Below are 16253 nucleotides of genomic sequence, written 5' to 3' on the forward strand. Positions count from 1 at the left end.
CGACTCAACCCGACACCGGATATAAATACATTAACCCCACTGGTTCAATTCGCACCGCTTTTACCTGATAAATCGCTTCAATTCGAGCCGGTTCTTTCACTAATTCCTCAGACAAACCTTGCAGACGTTTCTGCCAATAACGCCTATCAGCATCCACTTGTCGCTGTTCCTCTTCTGGAAAAAGAGATAACTGAATCGCTTGAGTTTCTTGTTGCCGTGCTAAAATACGCTGTTGCTGCTGTTCTAAAATTTTCTTCATCTCAGTTGCTTCTTTCAAACCGCGCTCATTTAACTTCCGCTTTGCCCTTTGGGCTAATACTTCTGCCCGACTTTCCAGGTTCGGAATTAACTCCTCAACATCCTGAGACGCACTTTCCTTTAGGCGAATCTTTACCCCTTCAGAAACCTCTCGCAATCGCGGATTTGCCAAAGAATTTTCTAGCAATTCCAATACATTTTCTTTCTCTCCCTCTCCCAAAGGCTTCAGTTTTTTCCGCCCCCTATTTGCCGGATCTATCCACTCCGCAGCAACGGCAATTACTTCATCATGAAGTCGGGTAGCACCTTCTCCATAAAGTGACAATCTCCCCAAGGCAATAACTTTAGGAATCGGGTCATCGGTGAGACAAATACAAGCGCGAGTTAATTCATCATGTAGAAATCCTTGGGCTAAAAATCGTCCCAATAATCGCTGCACAATTTTGTGTTCTAAATGCAAGTGTACCACTTCGCCATCCAGAGAACCTGGGTCACGAAAAACTACTGGTCGGATGGGAGATTCCCTACGCCAATCCCACAGTTGCTGACTTTTTTGGCGAGGTTTTCTCAAGGTATCCAGCGTCACTGTCCAAGTTGGATCTGCCCCGACTCGTTGGTTAAGTGCAGGAATTTCCCATTTCGCTGTTTCTGGATTGTGGTTTGCTGCGATTACGTCAATGGGTTTGAGTTGCTGTGCACCTAAAATTTCCAAAGAAGCGGAGATTGCATCCCGGAAATGGCGGTCATCTAAACCCAACCAATCCCGCGATTTCTTGAGCATTTCTTGGAGTTCGGAAATCTGTTTAGTGAGGTCTTGTTTGCGAAGGCGAATTTCTTCTAATTCTTCGCCAATAGCGGTGGATGTGTTAGGATTAATTGTTTCTGAGTTTATTTTGTAGGGTGCGTCTGTATTAAATGTTTCTAACTGCCCACTTGAATTAGGACTGACGCAGCTTACAGATATTTCTTCAAGGGATTGAGTAATTTTTCCCAGTTCTTTATGAATAATCCCATTATGCAGCAAACGAGACATACTTTTTTCAACAACAGGTGTCAAAGTTCCCAACTCTGCTTGAATGGTTTTTGTCTTCTGAATTAAAACCTCTAAAACTCGATCTTCAATTCGCTGCGGCAATACAAAATAATGGCAATTAACAACAGGCGAACGCTGAAGCTTCCTATCAATGCGACCGTTGCGTTGTTCCATGCGACTGGGATTCCAAGGTATGTCAAAATGGAATAAATCAGCACAATAATTTTGTAAGTTTATCCCTTCTCGTGCTGCATCTGTGGCAATCAAAATGCGGAGGGGATTGCTGGCTGGGTCGCTGTTAAATGCCTGTTTAATAGCCTCGCGCCGTTCCTCGCCAATGCCACCATGAAAAACGCCGATTCGTTGGTGTTCTAAGTGAGAATTGGCGAAGGCAGATCGCAATTGTTCTTCTAAGTAACGTTTGGTATCCGTATATTCTGTGAAAATCAGGACGCGCCGCTCTAACCATTGAGCATTTGGCTGCCCTAAATCAGGACACAGATTTTCTCTAATCCACTCAATTAACTTAACAATTCTCGGGTCAGGTTGATAACGAGCAGCATTGGCAATTTCCGCCATTTCTGACAAAATCTCTTGTTCTCGCTGGGTAATTTGTGATAAACTATTAGCAGTTGCCGCTGCCATTTGCGCGTCTTCTTCTGCCTGCACTTCTTCCTCGGGCAGTTCCGCCCGCTCATCATCACCTCCCGCCGATTCAGACAGCAGTTGTAAGCGTTCTAACCGCAAAATTGGCTGTTTAGAAACTTGCTTTTCTAAAGCTACTCGGTGAACTTTCAACGTGCGAGTAAAGGCTTCAATAGATGACAGCAAGCGCTTTTGCAAATTGGTAATTACTAACATCGCCGCTGCTTGGTTGCTGCGAGATTCACCTTGCAATCGCTCTTCTCGCAATTCTCGATAGTGTTGCAGCAAGCGCGAAAGTTGGAGTTCGGGTGCAGTTTCAGGCAGATTGTTGATCGAGATTGCAATCACTTCCCTTCTCGGAAAATCATCGCCAATTTCCCGCAAGTCTCGCTTGAGACGGCGCACCATTACCGAGTCGAGTAATTTGCGATCGCGCACGGGGACACCCCGGCAAAACCGCTGCGGATCTAAAATTTCTAACAACGCTGCAAAACTATTAGAATGGCCGTTGTGAGGCGTTGCTGAGAGAAATAACTTATGTTCAAAACGAGGCGCTAAATCTCGCACTGTGCGAGTTAGCTGGGAATCAACGGCATATTTAGCACCGCTGGCAGGGGCGGCATTGTGCGCTTCATCTAAAATCAGCATCGATGCGGCTGCAAATTCGCCCAGCCAATCTCGCAGTGGGCCGGTGTAGGTTTCATCTCTGAGCAAAGCATGGGAGATGATGAAGCGGGTGTGTGTTGTCCAGGGGTTGATGCCGTACCCGCGATCGCGCCGGCAGGTGGCCACAAAGGAGCGATCGCAAATTATGAAACTGAGCCCGAAGCGGCTTTCCATTTCTTCTTGCCACTGCCGCACGACAGTCGGGGGGCAAGAAATCACCACCCGTCGCACTTTCTGGCGGATCAGCATTTCCCGCAAAATCAGTCCCGCCTCGATCGTTTTGCCCAAGCCTACGTCGTCGGCAATAAATAACCCAACTCTCGGCATGAGTAAGGCTTTGCGGAGAGGTTCTAACTGGTAAGCTTTAACTTCGATGCCTGCTCGGTAGGGGGATTGAAATAGCTTGGGTTCGGTTGAAGTAACGCAGTTCCAGCGCAGGGTGTGCAGGTAAGCTGAGAAGAGTTTAGGATTGTCGAAGCCCCGCTTCGCGACGGAATCCCAAGAGTTATTGCCGATCGCTACGGCGTCAACTTCTCGCTCCCACAGGACTTCGAGGCTTTCTCCCAAGGCATCATCTTCTAAGCACGACAGTCGCACTAAGGTGTCTGTATCCTCCGAGAATTTGGGTGCGACTTCTTCGACGAGGTATTGGCGCGATCGCACCTTGACAATTTGCCCAGTTTTTAGTTGCATTTTGCTACTTTACTTGCGATCGTTTTTTCTGTAAATATTTTTAGTGATATTTTTTTGCTATTCCAATCGCGTAGCCGCAATGTGGGCAAATGGAATGGGAGCCACAAAAGCAGCAGCACTCGCAACAGAGTTAACGAAAGAACTTAGCCCCCGATGCTAGGCGATGTGTGGAATTTGTGCTGGGAGACGCGGTGATGTTAATAGCAATTAACTGTATTTAATTAAAATAAATTGATTAATAAGAGCGCTACGCGCAAAATCTACAACAATTAAAAAGGAATTTGCATGAACACAATTATGCTTGTAGGTCGCCTCGGTCGAGATCCAGAAATCACCTACTTTCAATCTGGATCGTCTGTGACAAAATCTTCTCTTGCCATCAAAAGAAAGATGTCTGATGAAACTGACTGGTTTTCCATTGAAGCTTGGGGAAAAACAGGTGAGGTACTTACCAATTACACCAGAAAAGGCAGCCTCGTCGGTGTCGAAGGTCAAGTAAGCGTCGAAAGCTGGACGGGACACAACGGCGAATTTCATTCAAAACTGGTTGTAAAAATCCAGCGCGTAACTCTCCTAGAAAAACGCGATCGAGAAACACAAACCGCAACTCTTCCCAAAGTAAACTCTTTTGGAAAGATTGCCTACAACCACAACGGCAAAACTCCTGTTTCCGCAAAGGTATTTTAACATCTATCTTTGCTGAAACGAATAATCATACCAATTTATTATGAAGCTGCATAGAACATAGACAAGCTGAAAACAAAGTCAGGTTTCGATTTTGTTACCCTGGAATTCTATGCGACTTTATGTAAATTTGGTATCGCGGCATCGAATATTAGCAATCAACCACATAAATACAGGAAAAACTCTCATGATGCAAACTTGCACGCTATCTCTCATCGTCATAAAAGATGACGAGTATAACTTCAGACAGCAAGGCGAGAATAGCCTTGTTACAGGCACTGGAATTTTTCAGTTTCGCGGTCGGGAAGACATGGAATTTGCTAGCATTCCATTCTCTGCTAGAAATTTGTCTGCCGAACTCATAGAGTCTCAAAATACTGACAAAGTTTTGTGTACCTGTAAAGGATACATCACATTTGAAGAAAATATTCCTCTCTTCAATATAGAAGATGCGGAAATAGCGGAAATCAACACAGAACCACAGCCAGAAACTCAAATCAAATCGGAATTTGCATCAAAACCAACTGCAAAAAGTCAAGGCAAAACAAAACCGCAATTTCAACCGCAGTCCAAATCAAAACCTGTTTCTAAACAGCAATCGGAAGCAGAACTGACTGCGTTTGAGAGCAGCTTTCAACCTGAGATGGAACTAAATGAGAGTGAATATACTCACATTCCGTTTTAGATGAGTTTAGGAAAAATCCCCTATTTGGGGATTTTTTTCAAAACTCTCCGATTTGATAACTTATACATATTAAATAAATGGTTAAATAAGTTGTCAAATATTTTGCAATAATATTGCTGTAAGCCCAACCAGTAGAGTATAAATACCAACTCTATGTAGTTGGCGCTCTGCGCTGTGTAATTGAACTCAGCTCAGAACTAAAAAAATGGCAGAAATTTTCCCACAAATAACTTTGCTCAATGAAGGATGGAAATTTATCCTCCACTCTCAAAAATCCGGCGAAATAATCAATCCTCAAGGCACAAGACAAACTGCCTATTTTGGATTCGATTCGCAAGCAGCAGCCGAAAAATTCATGAATCTTCTAATAACCCACGGATGGGGTGATTGCCAAATCCGCCACTCAAAAAGAATCAATACTTGTCAACTAGAAGTGAAAGTCTGGCACTGCCCTGACTTTTTACTGAAGCCAGAAACAATCACTAAAACAGTAGGTTACGCAAAAGTTGGTCACTTTTACCAAACTTACTTGTTCACAAAAAATGGTCAAGCACAAAAATACAAAAATCTCACTGAAGAAGAACTTCAAAATGCCCACCAAATTTGCGCCCAGGTAGGATGGAAATTAGTAGACTGTACTAATTTTGCCAAATGGTTTTCTCGCCAATCAAGGCTAGCAAGCGCTCCGCGCCAGTAACAGCGTAAATTCGCATTCACATTCACAAGCTAAAAACTACCATGAAAATTACATCAAGCCACGTCGTATATGTCAGCAGCTTAACTACTTGCTGCTCCAGCCCTGACACGGTAACGCTATTTGAAGGCTTCAATGAAACCAGCATAACGCTGAAGTTTGGTACGGAAAGTGTAGAAGCTTTATCAAGTTTAATCAACCACCTCAATTTGACTTTAACCCACCTAACAACTGCGAAAATTGAAGAATTAGAACGCCTTCAAAAGCTCCATTGCACTTGCCAAGATTCTTGCCACATTGAACCATTAGGATTCTGAAAAACTCGGAAAAACTGACGATAAATGTTAAAAAAGAGAATTATAACTTCAGAGTCAACTAATTCTCTTTTTTTTTACTACCCAATCATAATAGCGCTTCGCGCCGAGTTTTTGATAAATCACAACTCAAATATATGAAAACAAAAGAAGAATTGCTGGAGTTACTACCGGGCTTTGGCGGTAGTGAAACATTGTACACTCATCGGCTAATTCAGACGACGCTCGGGCTAACGGAAGGTGTCATGTTCCTCGTTCGAGAAGCAGAATGTACTTGGTTAATCGATGCAATTGCCTCATACCAACCAGAAATCAAAAAATCTGGCAATGAAATGCTCCAAGGATTCCAAATCTGGGAACTCAGAAGACAGCAGGAATGTAAATTTTTGCTGTCTTGTAAGGAGGATTCAGAAACACCACCCGCCTACAGCCAAGAAATAGAGTTTTCGGACTTCCCGCTTGACGAAATTAAGCTGTGGTTGTGCAACACCACTTTGCTATTACCGTCCGAATACTAAACTTATTTACACCAATTCACTATGAAGCTGCACTCCATGGAAAGCCTAAAATCCTTTCCGATAAAGGATCTATTCCATGCAGCTTCATAGAAAAATGGTATTAACAGCATAATGGAGGAAACGTGCAATGGTTGCACGTTTCCTTTTTTTTTGAAAGACTGTGACAAAGACAAAAATCAGATCACTTCTAAAAATTTCTGCCGCAGCAATAAATACTTGTTTTCAACTAATTGACCTTCTTTCACACCGTAAACCAGCTCACCATCAAAAATCATTGCCTCTTCAAATTCCCACAATTGCTTAATTTCTGATTTGTTCATTAAATCATTTCGCTCTTCTCCCCCTACAACCCAAAAGCCGTCATCGCCTGGTAGACTGGGACAAAATTTATAAGACGGTACACCACAAACGCAATAAACCGCATATTCTGGAATGTCTTGAGGCATCAACAAATACCTAATGTCTCTCAAAGTATTTTTGGCTGAAACAACATCTAATACCATAAAAACTCCGGGTTTTTACCTTGGAATTGAAATCGAAAAAATTTAACACAAACCTAGAATCAACCTCCCAATTCCGAAGAATTTTTGCTCTTAGCTGGTAATGCTTGGAGCTTAGAAGCAGATTCCCGATCTTTTTCCATATACTGCTGGACAACATCCCATTGTTTGGGCATTGACTCGTAATGAACTGCTTTCATTTCCTCCTTATATTCTCGGACAGCAACAGGCGTCGGGCGACTTTCTATGCGCTCGTTCTTCAAATGAACTTTACCGTTGTCCGCTTGCTGGATGCTTGCTTCATACTGTTTCAAAGACTCTGATAAAGTCTTCGTATCAAGTACATCACCTGTTACTTTCATTCTGCCAGCATTCTGAACTCGGTCTTGATATTCTGGACTGCGGTGCAGCTTTTGAGCGTCCGCAGCCCATTCTACAAAACTGTTCAATGAAATACCATCAACCTTCGGTTGAACCTCTTCTTTTATTCTGGTAAATCTCGCAGTCGCTTCGGATTGATATAAGTCTTGAATCGGTTTAATCGAGCCAAGAGCATAGGCATCCTCCGATGACGATTTCCAAGATTGTTCTTGAATTTCCTTATTGATTCTCCGAATCGAATATACTTCCGAATGCTGCTGCTTCAAAGATGCCGGACACACCGCCTCATATGCTTGAGGAGTCGATTCTTTAACCTTTAAGTGAATGTCAATGGTAGTAGCCGGTGTAGGGTCTTGTTTCACCATTGATTTGGCAGAATCTAACCTACTAGCACTGTCACCGTGCTGACTTTTGAAAACAGCCGGTGCTGTACCGGGTTCTGCACTGACACCCAGCGATTTCATTGCGACGCGCCCTATTGTATCAACTGAACCTTTTACTTCGTACCCAGCCTCTGTAGCGGCTTTCTGTACTCCTTTAGCGTCGTTTACTACTGCCGCTAAAGCAATATCGTTTGGGCGATCGCCTTTTTCTCCAAACAAGGCTTTCTGATTCGATTTTGACATCAAATCTACCAAATACACAGCCTTAGACGAATCCTCCGCAACAGCAGTAACTTGCCGATCTAAATCTGCTCTTGGCGGCTCTGCTACTACTTCTTTTTCTGCTATCTTTGCTTTTCTTGCTGGCATATTAACCATCCTTTTTTATTGTTAAATTACTTCGTTTTCTGCTGTGGCAATGTTAAATGAGACGGGCAATTCGATAAAGCTAATTGATAACCTCCTACAAATGTAAGTAGTGAAAAGAGCCCGCCTGCTAGCAGAAATTTTAAATCTAATGTTTTCCCGCTTCGAGTAACTCCTGACCCCAAAAAAGCCCCATCTGGTTTAGATAACGGTTCAAGTGCCGAAGCATTTGCCTTGAGCGCGTAATGCTCAGCTACAGCTTTCACCTCAAACAGCCACTCTGACTGCTCTTTCGTAATGCTATTAACCCGCTCCAACCAATTGAAAAATACTCCATCAAATATAGATGGAAGCAATCGCAGCAGAAGTTCTAACCTCTGCATTCTCAGAAGAGTGTCAAATTCGGGGTCGTTCGGAGAAACATCGTGGTTCTTAGAAAGTTCTTCTACTACATCTTTTTTAAACTCTTCGACGCTAGTCGGTATATTTTCTGGGGCAAACCACTTAACTATTTCCCGAATTCTTTCGTAATCCAAAACTGCGGTTTTACCGGAATCTAGTTCTGGATCGCTGTCAAAATCTTCTATGTCGAACTCTGTTTTGTTCACCTTTTACATTCTCCTTTACAGTAAAGAAATGTCAAATCTTAACTGTCAATTATTGAAATAATATCTAAAAAACGTATCCGCTCAATCTGTCGGGGCGGACTACCCACTCAGGAACGATTTTTCCTAATTTGAGGTGCATCGTTGAGCGATTTACCCCGGATTATTGAGCGGATACCAAAAAACACCCTATCAACTATTAATTGTTAACTGTTTAAATTTCATCCTAAAAACCCGAATATCAACTGTCAAATGTCAACTATCAACTGTCAAATGTCAGCTACCAACTTTCATTGCAACTCGATAATTGCTCGAAACTAGCTCTCACGAATCGAAATACAGCCGATCGCGTTTTTGCATAAAATTCAAAATTGCCGATCGCATCTTTTGCAGAAAGTGCGTTCAAAAAAGTAACGCCCGTGCGGGAAATCCAATTCATGTGTCCGGCAGTCAGTTTTGGCAGATCGATCGACTTCAAATTGCCTGCCTCTTCCCTTTCCAAAAACCAATCTTCGCCGCACCATTCCCACTTGCTGGTAGAGTCTGCCCAATAATTCTCAAAATGTAAATTGCGTACCAAAATATGTATGAATTCGCCTCCGGTTAATTCCAAAGATTTTTGCAGGGCTGATTTAGACTCAACCGTACCGTCACAAACCCACCATAGGAAAATACCCCACCCATTCTCGGAAGCAGCACTACCAACGCTGTTAGATGCAGCCCAGCAGGCAAATTCGCTTGATCGCCGCCCCGGTAAATCGATAATTGCCGATCGCCCCTGACGAACTAATTCCAGCGCCTCACAAGCCCAATCGAGATCGTCACAGCGCGGAGGTTCCATAATTTCACATTTAGATTTAAAAAACTTCTTCAAATTGCCACCTCTCCCCGCATCAAATAACGCACAGCTTGGAATCCACTCTGCCAAAAGCTTGGCGACAACAGACTTACCGCTGGCGTCGCTTTCCCCTCCTACAAAGTGCAGGAAAGGCTTTGCATAATCGCACAATTCAAAGCTAAAGTTTTCCATTTTTACTCCTTTATTAAGGCTAATTTACTACATCAAAACTATGACTAAAAGCTAAAACTTTTCATTTTTTGCTCCCATATGAGTCATCACTATGTCAAATTGAGTGCAGACATCTTCCAGAAACTTTCGGCTTCTAATACTAAATAAGGGTTTTCCAGACCTCATAGTTTCTGCTACTATTTTTAAAGGCTTCTGTTCTTCCTCAAAGATTTTTCGATCTGGCGCGTACATCGCCGGCACGTTCATAATGAAACATCCAGATACACCTGCTCCATCGAAATTAGAAACCCCCGCAATTTCCATTTCAACTGAAGCGTACAGCAAAGGAGTTTTTTCGGGTTTAAGCTTCATAAAAGCTTCCCGCTCTTCCAAAGCCTGCCAAGCCACTTCGCTTTTTTCCCGGCCGTAGTTACGCACCCAAACGTGTCGCATCCAAGAACCAAACTCCCGCATTGAATCAGCAAAAAGCGCTAAAGACGAAGGCGTCCCGTCAGAAACAAACCACATCACCGGCGCTATTCCAAGCTCTTTTACCACATCTGCAAGAGCATTGCGGCGAGCCCACTCTTTAAAAGAATCGAATGCCTGAGCTGGCAAATTTACGATCGCATCTTGCACCATAGCTTTCTCAATAATTGCATCTGCTTCAGAGGAAAGTTCTTCTGATTCTGAAAACAAACTGGTAATGCACCTCTCCCCCAACTGTCCGCCGTACCAATTAGAAACGTCAGGTTTTGTGCGATCGCAGTCTATAACACAAAAATCTTCTCTTTTCAATTTCTCGCTCAAATAATGTACCATCAAGCGGCAGCAAGTTGACTTGCCAACACCACCTGATTCTCCTCCCCAAAAATGTACCCAGTGTGCCTGTTCCGGAAGCGAAAACAACTGTTTGGAATCTGCGGCTGCTACACCTTCTTGTCCATTTTGAGTTCCATCTAAACCGTAGTTGTATTTGCCGTCAGCAGCAAAACCTACGGCTCCATTTTCTCCATCCATAGCATCTCCTAATTCTTGTTTTTTCCTAGCCATCTTTTTGATTTAATATCAGGAACTGATTGCTGAAATCGCTGTTAACTTTCAACCTTTTTAAAGTTATCGCTCAGATTTGGGAGCCACTTCTCGATTGAATGTAAGAAATTTATTGCTAAAATTGCTGTTAACTTGAACCTTTTTAAAGCTATCGCTCAGATTTGAGAGCGACTTCTTGATTGATTTTCAAAAACTGATTACTGGAATCGCTGTTAAATTTCAACCTTTTTAAAGCTATCGCTTAGATTTGGGAGCCAATTCTTGATTGAATTTCAGAAACTGATTGCTCAAATCGCTGTTAAATTTCAACCTTTTTAAAGCTATCGCTCAGGTTTAGGAACAACTTCTTGATTGAATTTCAACAATCAGCTTCTGAAATTGCTGTTAAGTCCCAACCTTTTAAAAGCTATCGCTCAGGTTTTGGAGCGACTTCAACGCCATAATCCGAGCTGCTTCTTCCGACATCTGATTCTCTGATAAAGACTCTTCTGCATATCTTTCCCCTACTGAAATATCTGTATTTGCAACAGAACTAGCCGAACCAGACATTCTTTTTAAAACCTCAAAACACCACAAAACTAATTGTTTATAATCGCCCGCATTAATTGAAGTTAGGGGTAATTCTTCTAAATACGAACTAGCACGACTGTCCACCTCTCTGAGTTCTCGTCGCATCCACTCAGCACACTCTTTTAATTTTCTGTCATCCCGGCAACCTGCAACTTCCTTGGCACGGAGTTTCCACATTAATCTCAACGCCGGCCAAACATAAATTTCTGCAATCTCCTTTTCGTCAACACCAGAGAATAACTCCAAAATTTCGCTGTCGGATGTGCCTTCTAAACCTCTCAGTTTCACAGTTATTTGAGTGTATGCTGTAGTTGAACTACGGGTTAATTTTTGAGCCGAATCCTGATTTTTTTCAATGTTATCCACAGTTTTTCCTCCTTCCTATAAATCAATTAGGACTTACGCACTCTCGACATTTTTGCTAGTGAAGCTTAGACATTTTATCGCCTTTAAAGTTGCTGAAAACCTTTCTGGATATCAAATATATAATTCATAGAAATTATTCATCTCTCTGAATTCTCCTCTGCGTTCTCTGTGTCCTCTGTGGTTAAATCACTCCAATAGAACTTACATAACGCAGTGAAATGAAACCAAACGTAAATGACATAACTACATCTCAATGCGTCCAGAAATGTCAATAATTTAACGGTTAACTGATAACTCTCCTGGGACAACAGTTTCTGCTAAGTAAACACCGTAAGCATCCAGCAACCTGTTACCCAACTCAAAACCATCTAAAGAATGAGGTAAACTTTCGCCTGCGTGCCAAATCAGCTTAAAGTTTGTGACAAAAGTCTCCTCTAATTTCAACTTTAAATAATCGGCTGTTCCACCACAAAATACAAGTTGCTTACAACTTTTTGGTATCGAGTTTTTCAGCCAATTTTCCAGCACTCCAAAGTAAAGCGGTTGCGCTTCCTTAACCGCTGCCGACAGTTCAAAGCTCAACTTGTTACCGGCCCATCCCCCAGCAGCTACCACTGAAACCAGTTCTTCAGGATACGTGTTATTGGTTCGCTTGGACACCTCTCTAATCAGTGCGTGAAATCCTAAATTTGAAGTAGAAATTACTTCTAAAGTTCCTCGCCTCGATACCAATATTGATGCGTTTCGGTACCCCAACATCGCTATTGCAATGTCCGACTTTCTCAGCTCATTTGGCATCCGAGCTGCTAGCAAGTAAAATATCCCTGCACCTTCTGGCAAACAGCGTACTGTACTAACATTTACTTGAATTTCTCCTGTCGGTGTCACAAAATTCTTAGCTACTTCTTTTATCCTTTCAGTTAGGGCTAATTTCGAGTGCATTTCGTTAGCTGGAAGCAGCAGCGACAGAGAAGCATCAAACTGAGAACCCAATTCCAACCTCTCAGAAGCCACCCACAGCATCCCCAAAACTTTGTATACTGCCGTAGCAACCTTTGCTTCTGCCAATCGCTCCTTTCCCAAAAAGTGCGTTCCTGCCAAGTATCCCAGTGCCACGTACTGACCGTTCCAGCCAACCCAGCAGCAGTTTTCGGGGTCGGATAGCTTCAGGGATACCTGCAACTCGGCAGCGCTGGAATGTGGCACTGATACTGCATAGGGTTCCATATAGCTTGAAGTCAATTTGACACCCTTGGATGAGCTCATTACTGACTTCACCCCACAGCCTCCGAAGTCTACGCTAGCTACTAATTTTTTTGCTGATAATGCCATATTTTTACGCATGAATGATTAGTATCAAACATGAATGATTGGTATCGCAGTTAATTATTTAACGACCGTCAAAAGCTCAAATAATTAATTGCTTTTTACCTTTTTAACCCAAAGGGGACTATTTTAGCGATCGACCAAAAGATATATCTATTTTTTCAAAAAGCGTGAAAAATTTGAGTTAATATTTGCGCGATCGTTAAGATTTATATGAAAGATTGTTAATATTTGCGCGATCGTTAAGAGTTATCTGGAAACTTGTTAATATTTTTACAGTCAGTATTGACCTCAAACCAAAAACCACGGTTGCGCCGTGGTTTTCTTGAAATTACGCATTGCTTGTCGCAGATTCTCGCAGCAGCGAAAGCGCGAAACTGATAGTCACACTTCCAGGGAAAGTCCGTATTTTCGGTTCTGTTCGGCGATAAATTATTCTAGGCTGGAAAATTGACCTTGCTCGAAATCATCAAGTCCGCGTTGAATGCCTTCCAGCGCTTCAAAGAAATCGCTTTCATCAAAGCTGAGCCCGAAAGCGAGGACGGCGAGAACAATACTGGCTATATCCTGCCCTGTATTCTCGGCACGTTGGCGGAGAAGTGCTTCAATTTTGGGTGGTAAGGTAGGCGTAATGGACATAAAATTTTGTAGAAAGTTGACTTTTTTGTGGCATAGGTTTGCAGCAATTGGAGGGAGCCAAGCTGGCGAATAGAATATCTACTGTTAAAAATTCAAGAAGCCAATACCCAAAAACGCATTGAATATGTTTGATATCTTTTTGTCAATAAGCTAATTTTTTTCAGGGAACGATAGCGCGAAAACACTAACCTGTAATGGTTTGGGGGCGCTTGTTGCCCCCTGAACACCAAGGGCAAACATCCCGACACATACAGCATTTGATGTCCTCATGGAGCGAGATCGAGGCTAGAGCCGGCTAATTTATCGCGAACAATTTCAGATTAGTTTTCATAGCTTTTTCAAATTAGTTTTCATCGCTTGAAAGATCTGAATTGTCATCCAATTCTTCCCCTGGAAAGGAAAATTTTTGGACTCGGTTCATCGGCATCAGCCAAAGTAATCTTTCGCCTACCAATCTGTTCAATCAACTCGCTCAAGCTCAATCCCCGCTCTCTGGCAATAGCTCGAAAACCTTCCCATCCCGCAGATGTCACCTGAATGTTCCTTTGCTTCTTTGGCTCCTCATATCGAGGTTCGCCTCCGCCTAACTTCAAATTAGCCAGAGAGTTGGGGTGGAGCTGCGTTCCTTTTCTTGGGGGCATTGGGCCACATTATCCTTTCTCTATTTTCTTTATTATCCCACATTGTTGGTTTATTTCCATGTTACTATATATAATATGGAATAAACCTATACCAGCAATTCTCTTCAAGCTGGTGTTTGGCTTTGTTGCTGGCAAGTGAAAGACTGACTTATTTAAGGAGGCACAAGAAAATGCACACAACTCAGGAGACATCGGGGAACGAGCAGCGTCAACCGTTCGTAGTTTTGCGAGGCTCAACAGGAAAGCGCCACCACGCTGTTGCGGATTCGCTGCGGATTGACCCAGAATTCAAAGCGCTTATCCCTCCTTTGAGTGCGATCGAGTTCGCTGCCTTAGAATCCAGTATTCTTGAGGAAGGGTGTCGAGACCCTTTGGTGGTTTGGACTGAGGAAAAAATTCTGATCGACGGCTACAACCGCTATGCTATTTGTGTGACACACGGCATCCCCTACCAAACTGTAGAGATGTCTTTCGACAGCCGGAATGCAGTCAAGGTCTGGATGCTCCTCAATCAACTGGGCCGCCGCAACCTCACGTCTGAATCGGTTAGCTATTTGCGTGGCACTTGGTACGAGCTGACAAAGCAGTCCCACGGCGGAGACAGAAAATCAAGTGGTCAAAATGACCACTTGAAAACAGAGGAAAAGTTGGGGACACAGTTCAATGCTTCCCCAAAAACAATTCGCAGAGACGCTGAGTTTACTAAAGCAGTAGACACCCTGAGTTCTATTGGAGGAGAGGATATGAAGTGGAAAATATTGACTCGCTCGGCGGGGATGACCAAGAAGCAGGTCATCGCTTTGGCGATTGACGCTCGCAGCAGTCCGGCTAAGGTTGCCAAAACTTTACAGGGGTTTGAGAACAGGCGCAAGCAAAAAGTAAAACCTGAAGGTGAACCTACTATCGCCCACCACTTGACGCTCAAAATTGGCTCCTTAGTAGAAGTGTACGCGCCCGATCGCCCAGATGCTAACGGCCGGTTGGGGCGCATTCAGTCGGTCGGCGAGAAAACGGCTGCCGTGTGGATGCGACACATCCCCACCGTTACAATGAACTTGCATACCTTCAAACACTCGGCCCTTACCGTCGTGCCGCTCGAAAGTCAACCGGGACTTCAAGAAATTTGCGATCGCACTGACAGACTTCACCAATTAGGGAATCTAGATCCGTTTGAAGTAGAAATTTTGAACTTGTTAGAAAGAGCAACGGCTCTTACACCCACAGAATTGCTGTATTTAGAACAAATTGAGAACAGACACAAACTTGACTGAGTGCCTCACAACTTTAGTTGGCGGGTGCAGGAGTGGAAAGCAGGCTATCTCCTGAATCAAGGAGAGGATGGAGAAATAGAATCAATATTTGCCAAAGCAAAGTTGAGCATTTCTTCTGCCCGATCTATTGTTTGCACTGCGTCTGTTTGTGAGATTTGTATATCAGCGTTATAATCAGCTTCTAATCGAGTTTTTTGGGCATCTATTAGGTAACGATGGAACTGCACCGGAACCCGCCCCGAACGAGCAAATTTTTGACCGAAACCGGCGATGACAGCGGAGTGGCGAGAATAAGATAATTTCTCTGACTCCAAAAATGCAGTGACTATGTAAAACATCACATAATAAGCGCGGGAAGCGGCAGAATCAAAAAAGCCTTGGTCACATAAAACCCGTGCAGCCTGCAAAGTTCTATCAGCTTTATCAAGTAACCTTTCTTGCTCTAGGTTCAAATTGGGACTCCTTCGCGACGGATATTGCGAAAGAAACCGCTTTCATACTCTTGGTACTTCTGAAGTGTGGCAAACATACAGCTAATCACGACAGTATGTTCTAAGCATATATCGGCAATCAAAACAGAAATACGCTCGCTTTCTTGGGAGTAATTGAAGGGTTCTTTGAGAAGGATTAATATATCAATATCGGAGTCCGGTCTAGCATCGCCTCTGGCTTGGGAACCATATAGAATGATTCGGATTAACTGTTCGCCATAAAGATTTTCTAATCCCTGGCGGGTTTTGGCAATAATTTCTTTGAGTTGAACATCAATCGTTGAAGTTGGCATAGTTGTTTATAAGCCAATCGATGATTTTTTTAGTTAAGATATTGTTAGAGTCGATAGGGGCATTACTACCCCTACCTCTCCTTCAAAACCGGACGTGAAACTTTCGCCTCATCCGGCTCCTTGATATCTTCATCCTTTGTTAAGGACACAAATTCAAAACGGGTGTTAT

The 16253-nt window shown here is 43.1% G+C and carries 18 protein-coding genes; 6 read left to right on the forward strand and 12 right to left on the reverse strand.

The window, feature by feature from the left end; all coding sequences use genetic code 11:
- Nucleotides 1–4: 4 nt before the first annotated feature.
- Complete coding sequence (gene drmD, locus QZ938_RS24745) at nucleotides 5–3295, reverse strand: DISARM system SNF2-like helicase DrmD (protein ID WP_293351622.1); 3291 nt, start codon at nucleotides 3293–3295, stop codon at nucleotides 5–7.
- A 285-nt stretch (nucleotides 3296–3580) separates the two neighbouring features.
- Here drmD and ssb point away from each other — a divergent pair, with 285 nt between their 5' ends.
- The 5 genes from ssb (at nucleotide 3581) to QZ938_RS24770 (ending at nucleotide 6190) form a co-directional block, all read left to right on the forward strand.
- Nucleotides 3581–3982, forward strand: a complete 402-nt coding sequence (gene ssb, locus QZ938_RS24750) for a single-stranded DNA-binding protein (RefSeq protein WP_293351624.1) — start codon at nucleotides 3581–3583, stop codon at nucleotides 3980–3982.
- A gap of 184 nt (nucleotides 3983–4166) precedes the next feature.
- On the forward strand, nucleotides 4167–4664 hold the full coding sequence (locus QZ938_RS24755; RefSeq protein WP_293351626.1) for a hypothetical protein: 498 nt from the start codon (nucleotides 4167–4169) through the stop codon (nucleotides 4662–4664).
- Nucleotides 4665–4869: 205 nt separating this feature from the next.
- On the forward strand, nucleotides 4870–5361 hold the full coding sequence (locus tag QZ938_RS24760; protein ID WP_293351628.1) for a hypothetical protein: 492 nt from the start codon (nucleotides 4870–4872) through the stop codon (nucleotides 5359–5361).
- Between the two features lie 41 nt (nucleotides 5362–5402).
- The gene (locus QZ938_RS24765; RefSeq protein ID WP_293351630.1) at nucleotides 5403–5675 is read left to right on the forward strand and encodes a hypothetical protein; all 273 of its coding nucleotides are present in this window, start codon (nucleotides 5403–5405) and stop codon (nucleotides 5673–5675) included.
- A gap of 134 nt (nucleotides 5676–5809) precedes the next feature.
- On the forward strand, nucleotides 5810–6190 hold the full coding sequence (locus QZ938_RS24770; protein ID WP_293351632.1) for a DUF6876 family protein: 381 nt from the start codon (nucleotides 5810–5812) through the stop codon (nucleotides 6188–6190).
- A gap of 176 nt (nucleotides 6191–6366) precedes the next feature.
- Here QZ938_RS24770 and QZ938_RS24775 read toward each other — a convergent pair whose 3' ends face one another.
- From QZ938_RS24775 to QZ938_RS24815, 9 genes are all read right to left on the reverse strand, one after another.
- A complete protein-coding gene (locus QZ938_RS24775) occupies nucleotides 6367–6693 on the reverse strand; it encodes a hypothetical protein (protein WP_293351634.1) in 327 nt (108 codons plus the stop codon).
- Nucleotides 6694–6752: 59 nt separating this feature from the next.
- Nucleotides 6753–7823 (reverse strand): hypothetical protein, encoded by a 1071-nt coding sequence (locus tag QZ938_RS24780; protein ID WP_293351636.1) that lies wholly within the window; start codon nucleotides 7821–7823, stop codon nucleotides 6753–6755.
- A gap of 26 nt (nucleotides 7824–7849) precedes the next feature.
- Nucleotides 7850–8428, reverse strand: a complete 579-nt coding sequence (locus QZ938_RS24785) for a hypothetical protein (RefSeq protein ID WP_293351638.1) — start codon at nucleotides 8426–8428, stop codon at nucleotides 7850–7852.
- 277 nt (nucleotides 8429–8705) lie between these two features.
- Nucleotides 8706–9455 carry a hypothetical protein gene (locus tag QZ938_RS24790; protein ID WP_293351640.1) on the reverse strand — a complete coding sequence of 250 codons (750 nt, stop codon included), beginning with the start codon at nucleotides 9453–9455 and terminating at the stop codon, nucleotides 8706–8708.
- A 51-nt stretch (nucleotides 9456–9506) separates the two neighbouring features.
- On the reverse strand, nucleotides 9507–10487 hold the full coding sequence (locus QZ938_RS24795) for a hypothetical protein (RefSeq protein ID WP_293351642.1): 981 nt from the start codon (nucleotides 10485–10487) through the stop codon (nucleotides 9507–9509).
- A 399-nt stretch (nucleotides 10488–10886) separates the two neighbouring features.
- Nucleotides 10887–11423 carry a hypothetical protein gene (locus QZ938_RS24800; RefSeq protein ID WP_293351644.1) on the reverse strand — a complete coding sequence of 179 codons (537 nt, stop codon included), beginning with the start codon at nucleotides 11421–11423 and terminating at the stop codon, nucleotides 10887–10889.
- Between the two features lie 276 nt (nucleotides 11424–11699).
- Nucleotides 11700–12755, reverse strand: coding sequence for a ParM/StbA family protein (locus QZ938_RS24805; RefSeq protein ID WP_293351646.1), 1056 nt, complete (start codon nucleotides 12753–12755; stop codon nucleotides 11700–11702).
- A 426-nt stretch (nucleotides 12756–13181) separates the two neighbouring features.
- On the reverse strand, nucleotides 13182–13388 hold the full coding sequence (locus QZ938_RS24810) for a hypothetical protein (protein ID WP_293351648.1): 207 nt from the start codon (nucleotides 13386–13388) through the stop codon (nucleotides 13182–13184).
- 374 nt (nucleotides 13389–13762) lie between these two features.
- Complete coding sequence (locus tag QZ938_RS24815; protein WP_293351650.1) at nucleotides 13763–14029, reverse strand: hypothetical protein; 267 nt, start codon at nucleotides 14027–14029, stop codon at nucleotides 13763–13765.
- Between the two features lie 170 nt (nucleotides 14030–14199).
- Here QZ938_RS24815 and QZ938_RS24820 point away from each other — a divergent pair, with 170 nt between their 5' ends.
- On the forward strand, nucleotides 14200–15300 hold the full coding sequence (locus tag QZ938_RS24820; protein WP_293351652.1) for a hypothetical protein: 1101 nt from the start codon (nucleotides 14200–14202) through the stop codon (nucleotides 15298–15300).
- A gap of 56 nt (nucleotides 15301–15356) precedes the next feature.
- Here QZ938_RS24820 and QZ938_RS24825 read toward each other — a convergent pair whose 3' ends face one another.
- Together QZ938_RS24825 and QZ938_RS24830 are read right to left on the reverse strand one after the other, a co-directional pair.
- Nucleotides 15357–15752 (reverse strand): HEPN domain-containing protein, encoded by a 396-nt coding sequence (locus tag QZ938_RS24825; protein WP_293351654.1) that lies wholly within the window; start codon nucleotides 15750–15752, stop codon nucleotides 15357–15359.
- Nucleotides 15749–16084, reverse strand: coding sequence for a nucleotidyltransferase domain-containing protein (locus QZ938_RS24830; protein ID WP_293351656.1), 336 nt, complete (start codon nucleotides 16082–16084; stop codon nucleotides 15749–15751). The genes QZ938_RS24825 and QZ938_RS24830 overlap by 4 nt, the downstream gene beginning before the upstream one ends.
- Nucleotides 16085–16253: the final 169 nt, after the last annotated feature.

This window comes from Microcoleus sp. CAWBG27 (assembly GCF_020883145.1).
Lineage (GTDB): Bacteria > Cyanobacteriota > Cyanobacteriia > Cyanobacteriales > Microcoleaceae > Microcoleus.

Bases quoted from the DNA above. Each gene is read 5' to 3' on its own strand.
- drmD (WP_293351622.1), bottom strand. From the start codon at position 3,295: ATGCAACTAAAAACTGGGCAAATTGTCAAGGTGCGATCGCGCCAATAC.
- ssb (WP_293351624.1), top strand. From the start codon at position 3,581: ATGAACACAATTATGCTTGTAGGTCGCCTCGGTCGAGATCCAGAAATC.
- QZ938_RS24755 (WP_293351626.1), top strand. From the start codon at position 4,167: ATGATGCAAACTTGCACGCTATCTCTCATCGTCATAAAAGATGACGAG.
- QZ938_RS24760 (WP_293351628.1), top strand. From the start codon at position 4,870: ATGGCAGAAATTTTCCCACAAATAACTTTGCTCAATGAAGGATGGAAA.
- QZ938_RS24765 (WP_293351630.1), top strand. From the start codon at position 5,403: ATGAAAATTACATCAAGCCACGTCGTATATGTCAGCAGCTTAACTACT.
- QZ938_RS24770 (WP_293351632.1), top strand. From the start codon at position 5,810: ATGAAAACAAAAGAAGAATTGCTGGAGTTACTACCGGGCTTTGGCGGT.
- QZ938_RS24775 (WP_293351634.1), bottom strand. From the start codon at position 6,693: ATGGTATTAGATGTTGTTTCAGCCAAAAATACTTTGAGAGACATTAGG.
- QZ938_RS24780 (WP_293351636.1), bottom strand. From the start codon at position 7,823: ATGCCAGCAAGAAAAGCAAAGATAGCAGAAAAAGAAGTAGTAGCAGAG.
- QZ938_RS24790 (WP_293351640.1), bottom strand. From the start codon at position 9,455: ATGGAAAACTTTAGCTTTGAATTGTGCGATTATGCAAAGCCTTTCCTG.
- QZ938_RS24795 (WP_293351642.1), bottom strand. From the start codon at position 10,487: ATGGCTAGGAAAAAACAAGAATTAGGAGATGCTATGGATGGAGAAAAT.
- QZ938_RS24805 (WP_293351646.1), bottom strand. From the start codon at position 12,755: ATGGCATTATCAGCAAAAAAATTAGTAGCTAGCGTAGACTTCGGAGGC.
- QZ938_RS24810 (WP_293351648.1), bottom strand. From the start codon at position 13,388: ATGTCCATTACGCCTACCTTACCACCCAAAATTGAAGCACTTCTCCGC.
- QZ938_RS24815 (WP_293351650.1), bottom strand. From the start codon at position 14,029: ATGCCCCCAAGAAAAGGAACGCAGCTCCACCCCAACTCTCTGGCTAAT.
- QZ938_RS24820 (WP_293351652.1), top strand. From the start codon at position 14,200: ATGCACACAACTCAGGAGACATCGGGGAACGAGCAGCGTCAACCGTTC.
- QZ938_RS24830 (WP_293351656.1), bottom strand. From the start codon at position 16,084: ATGCCAACTTCAACGATTGATGTTCAACTCAAAGAAATTATTGCCAAA.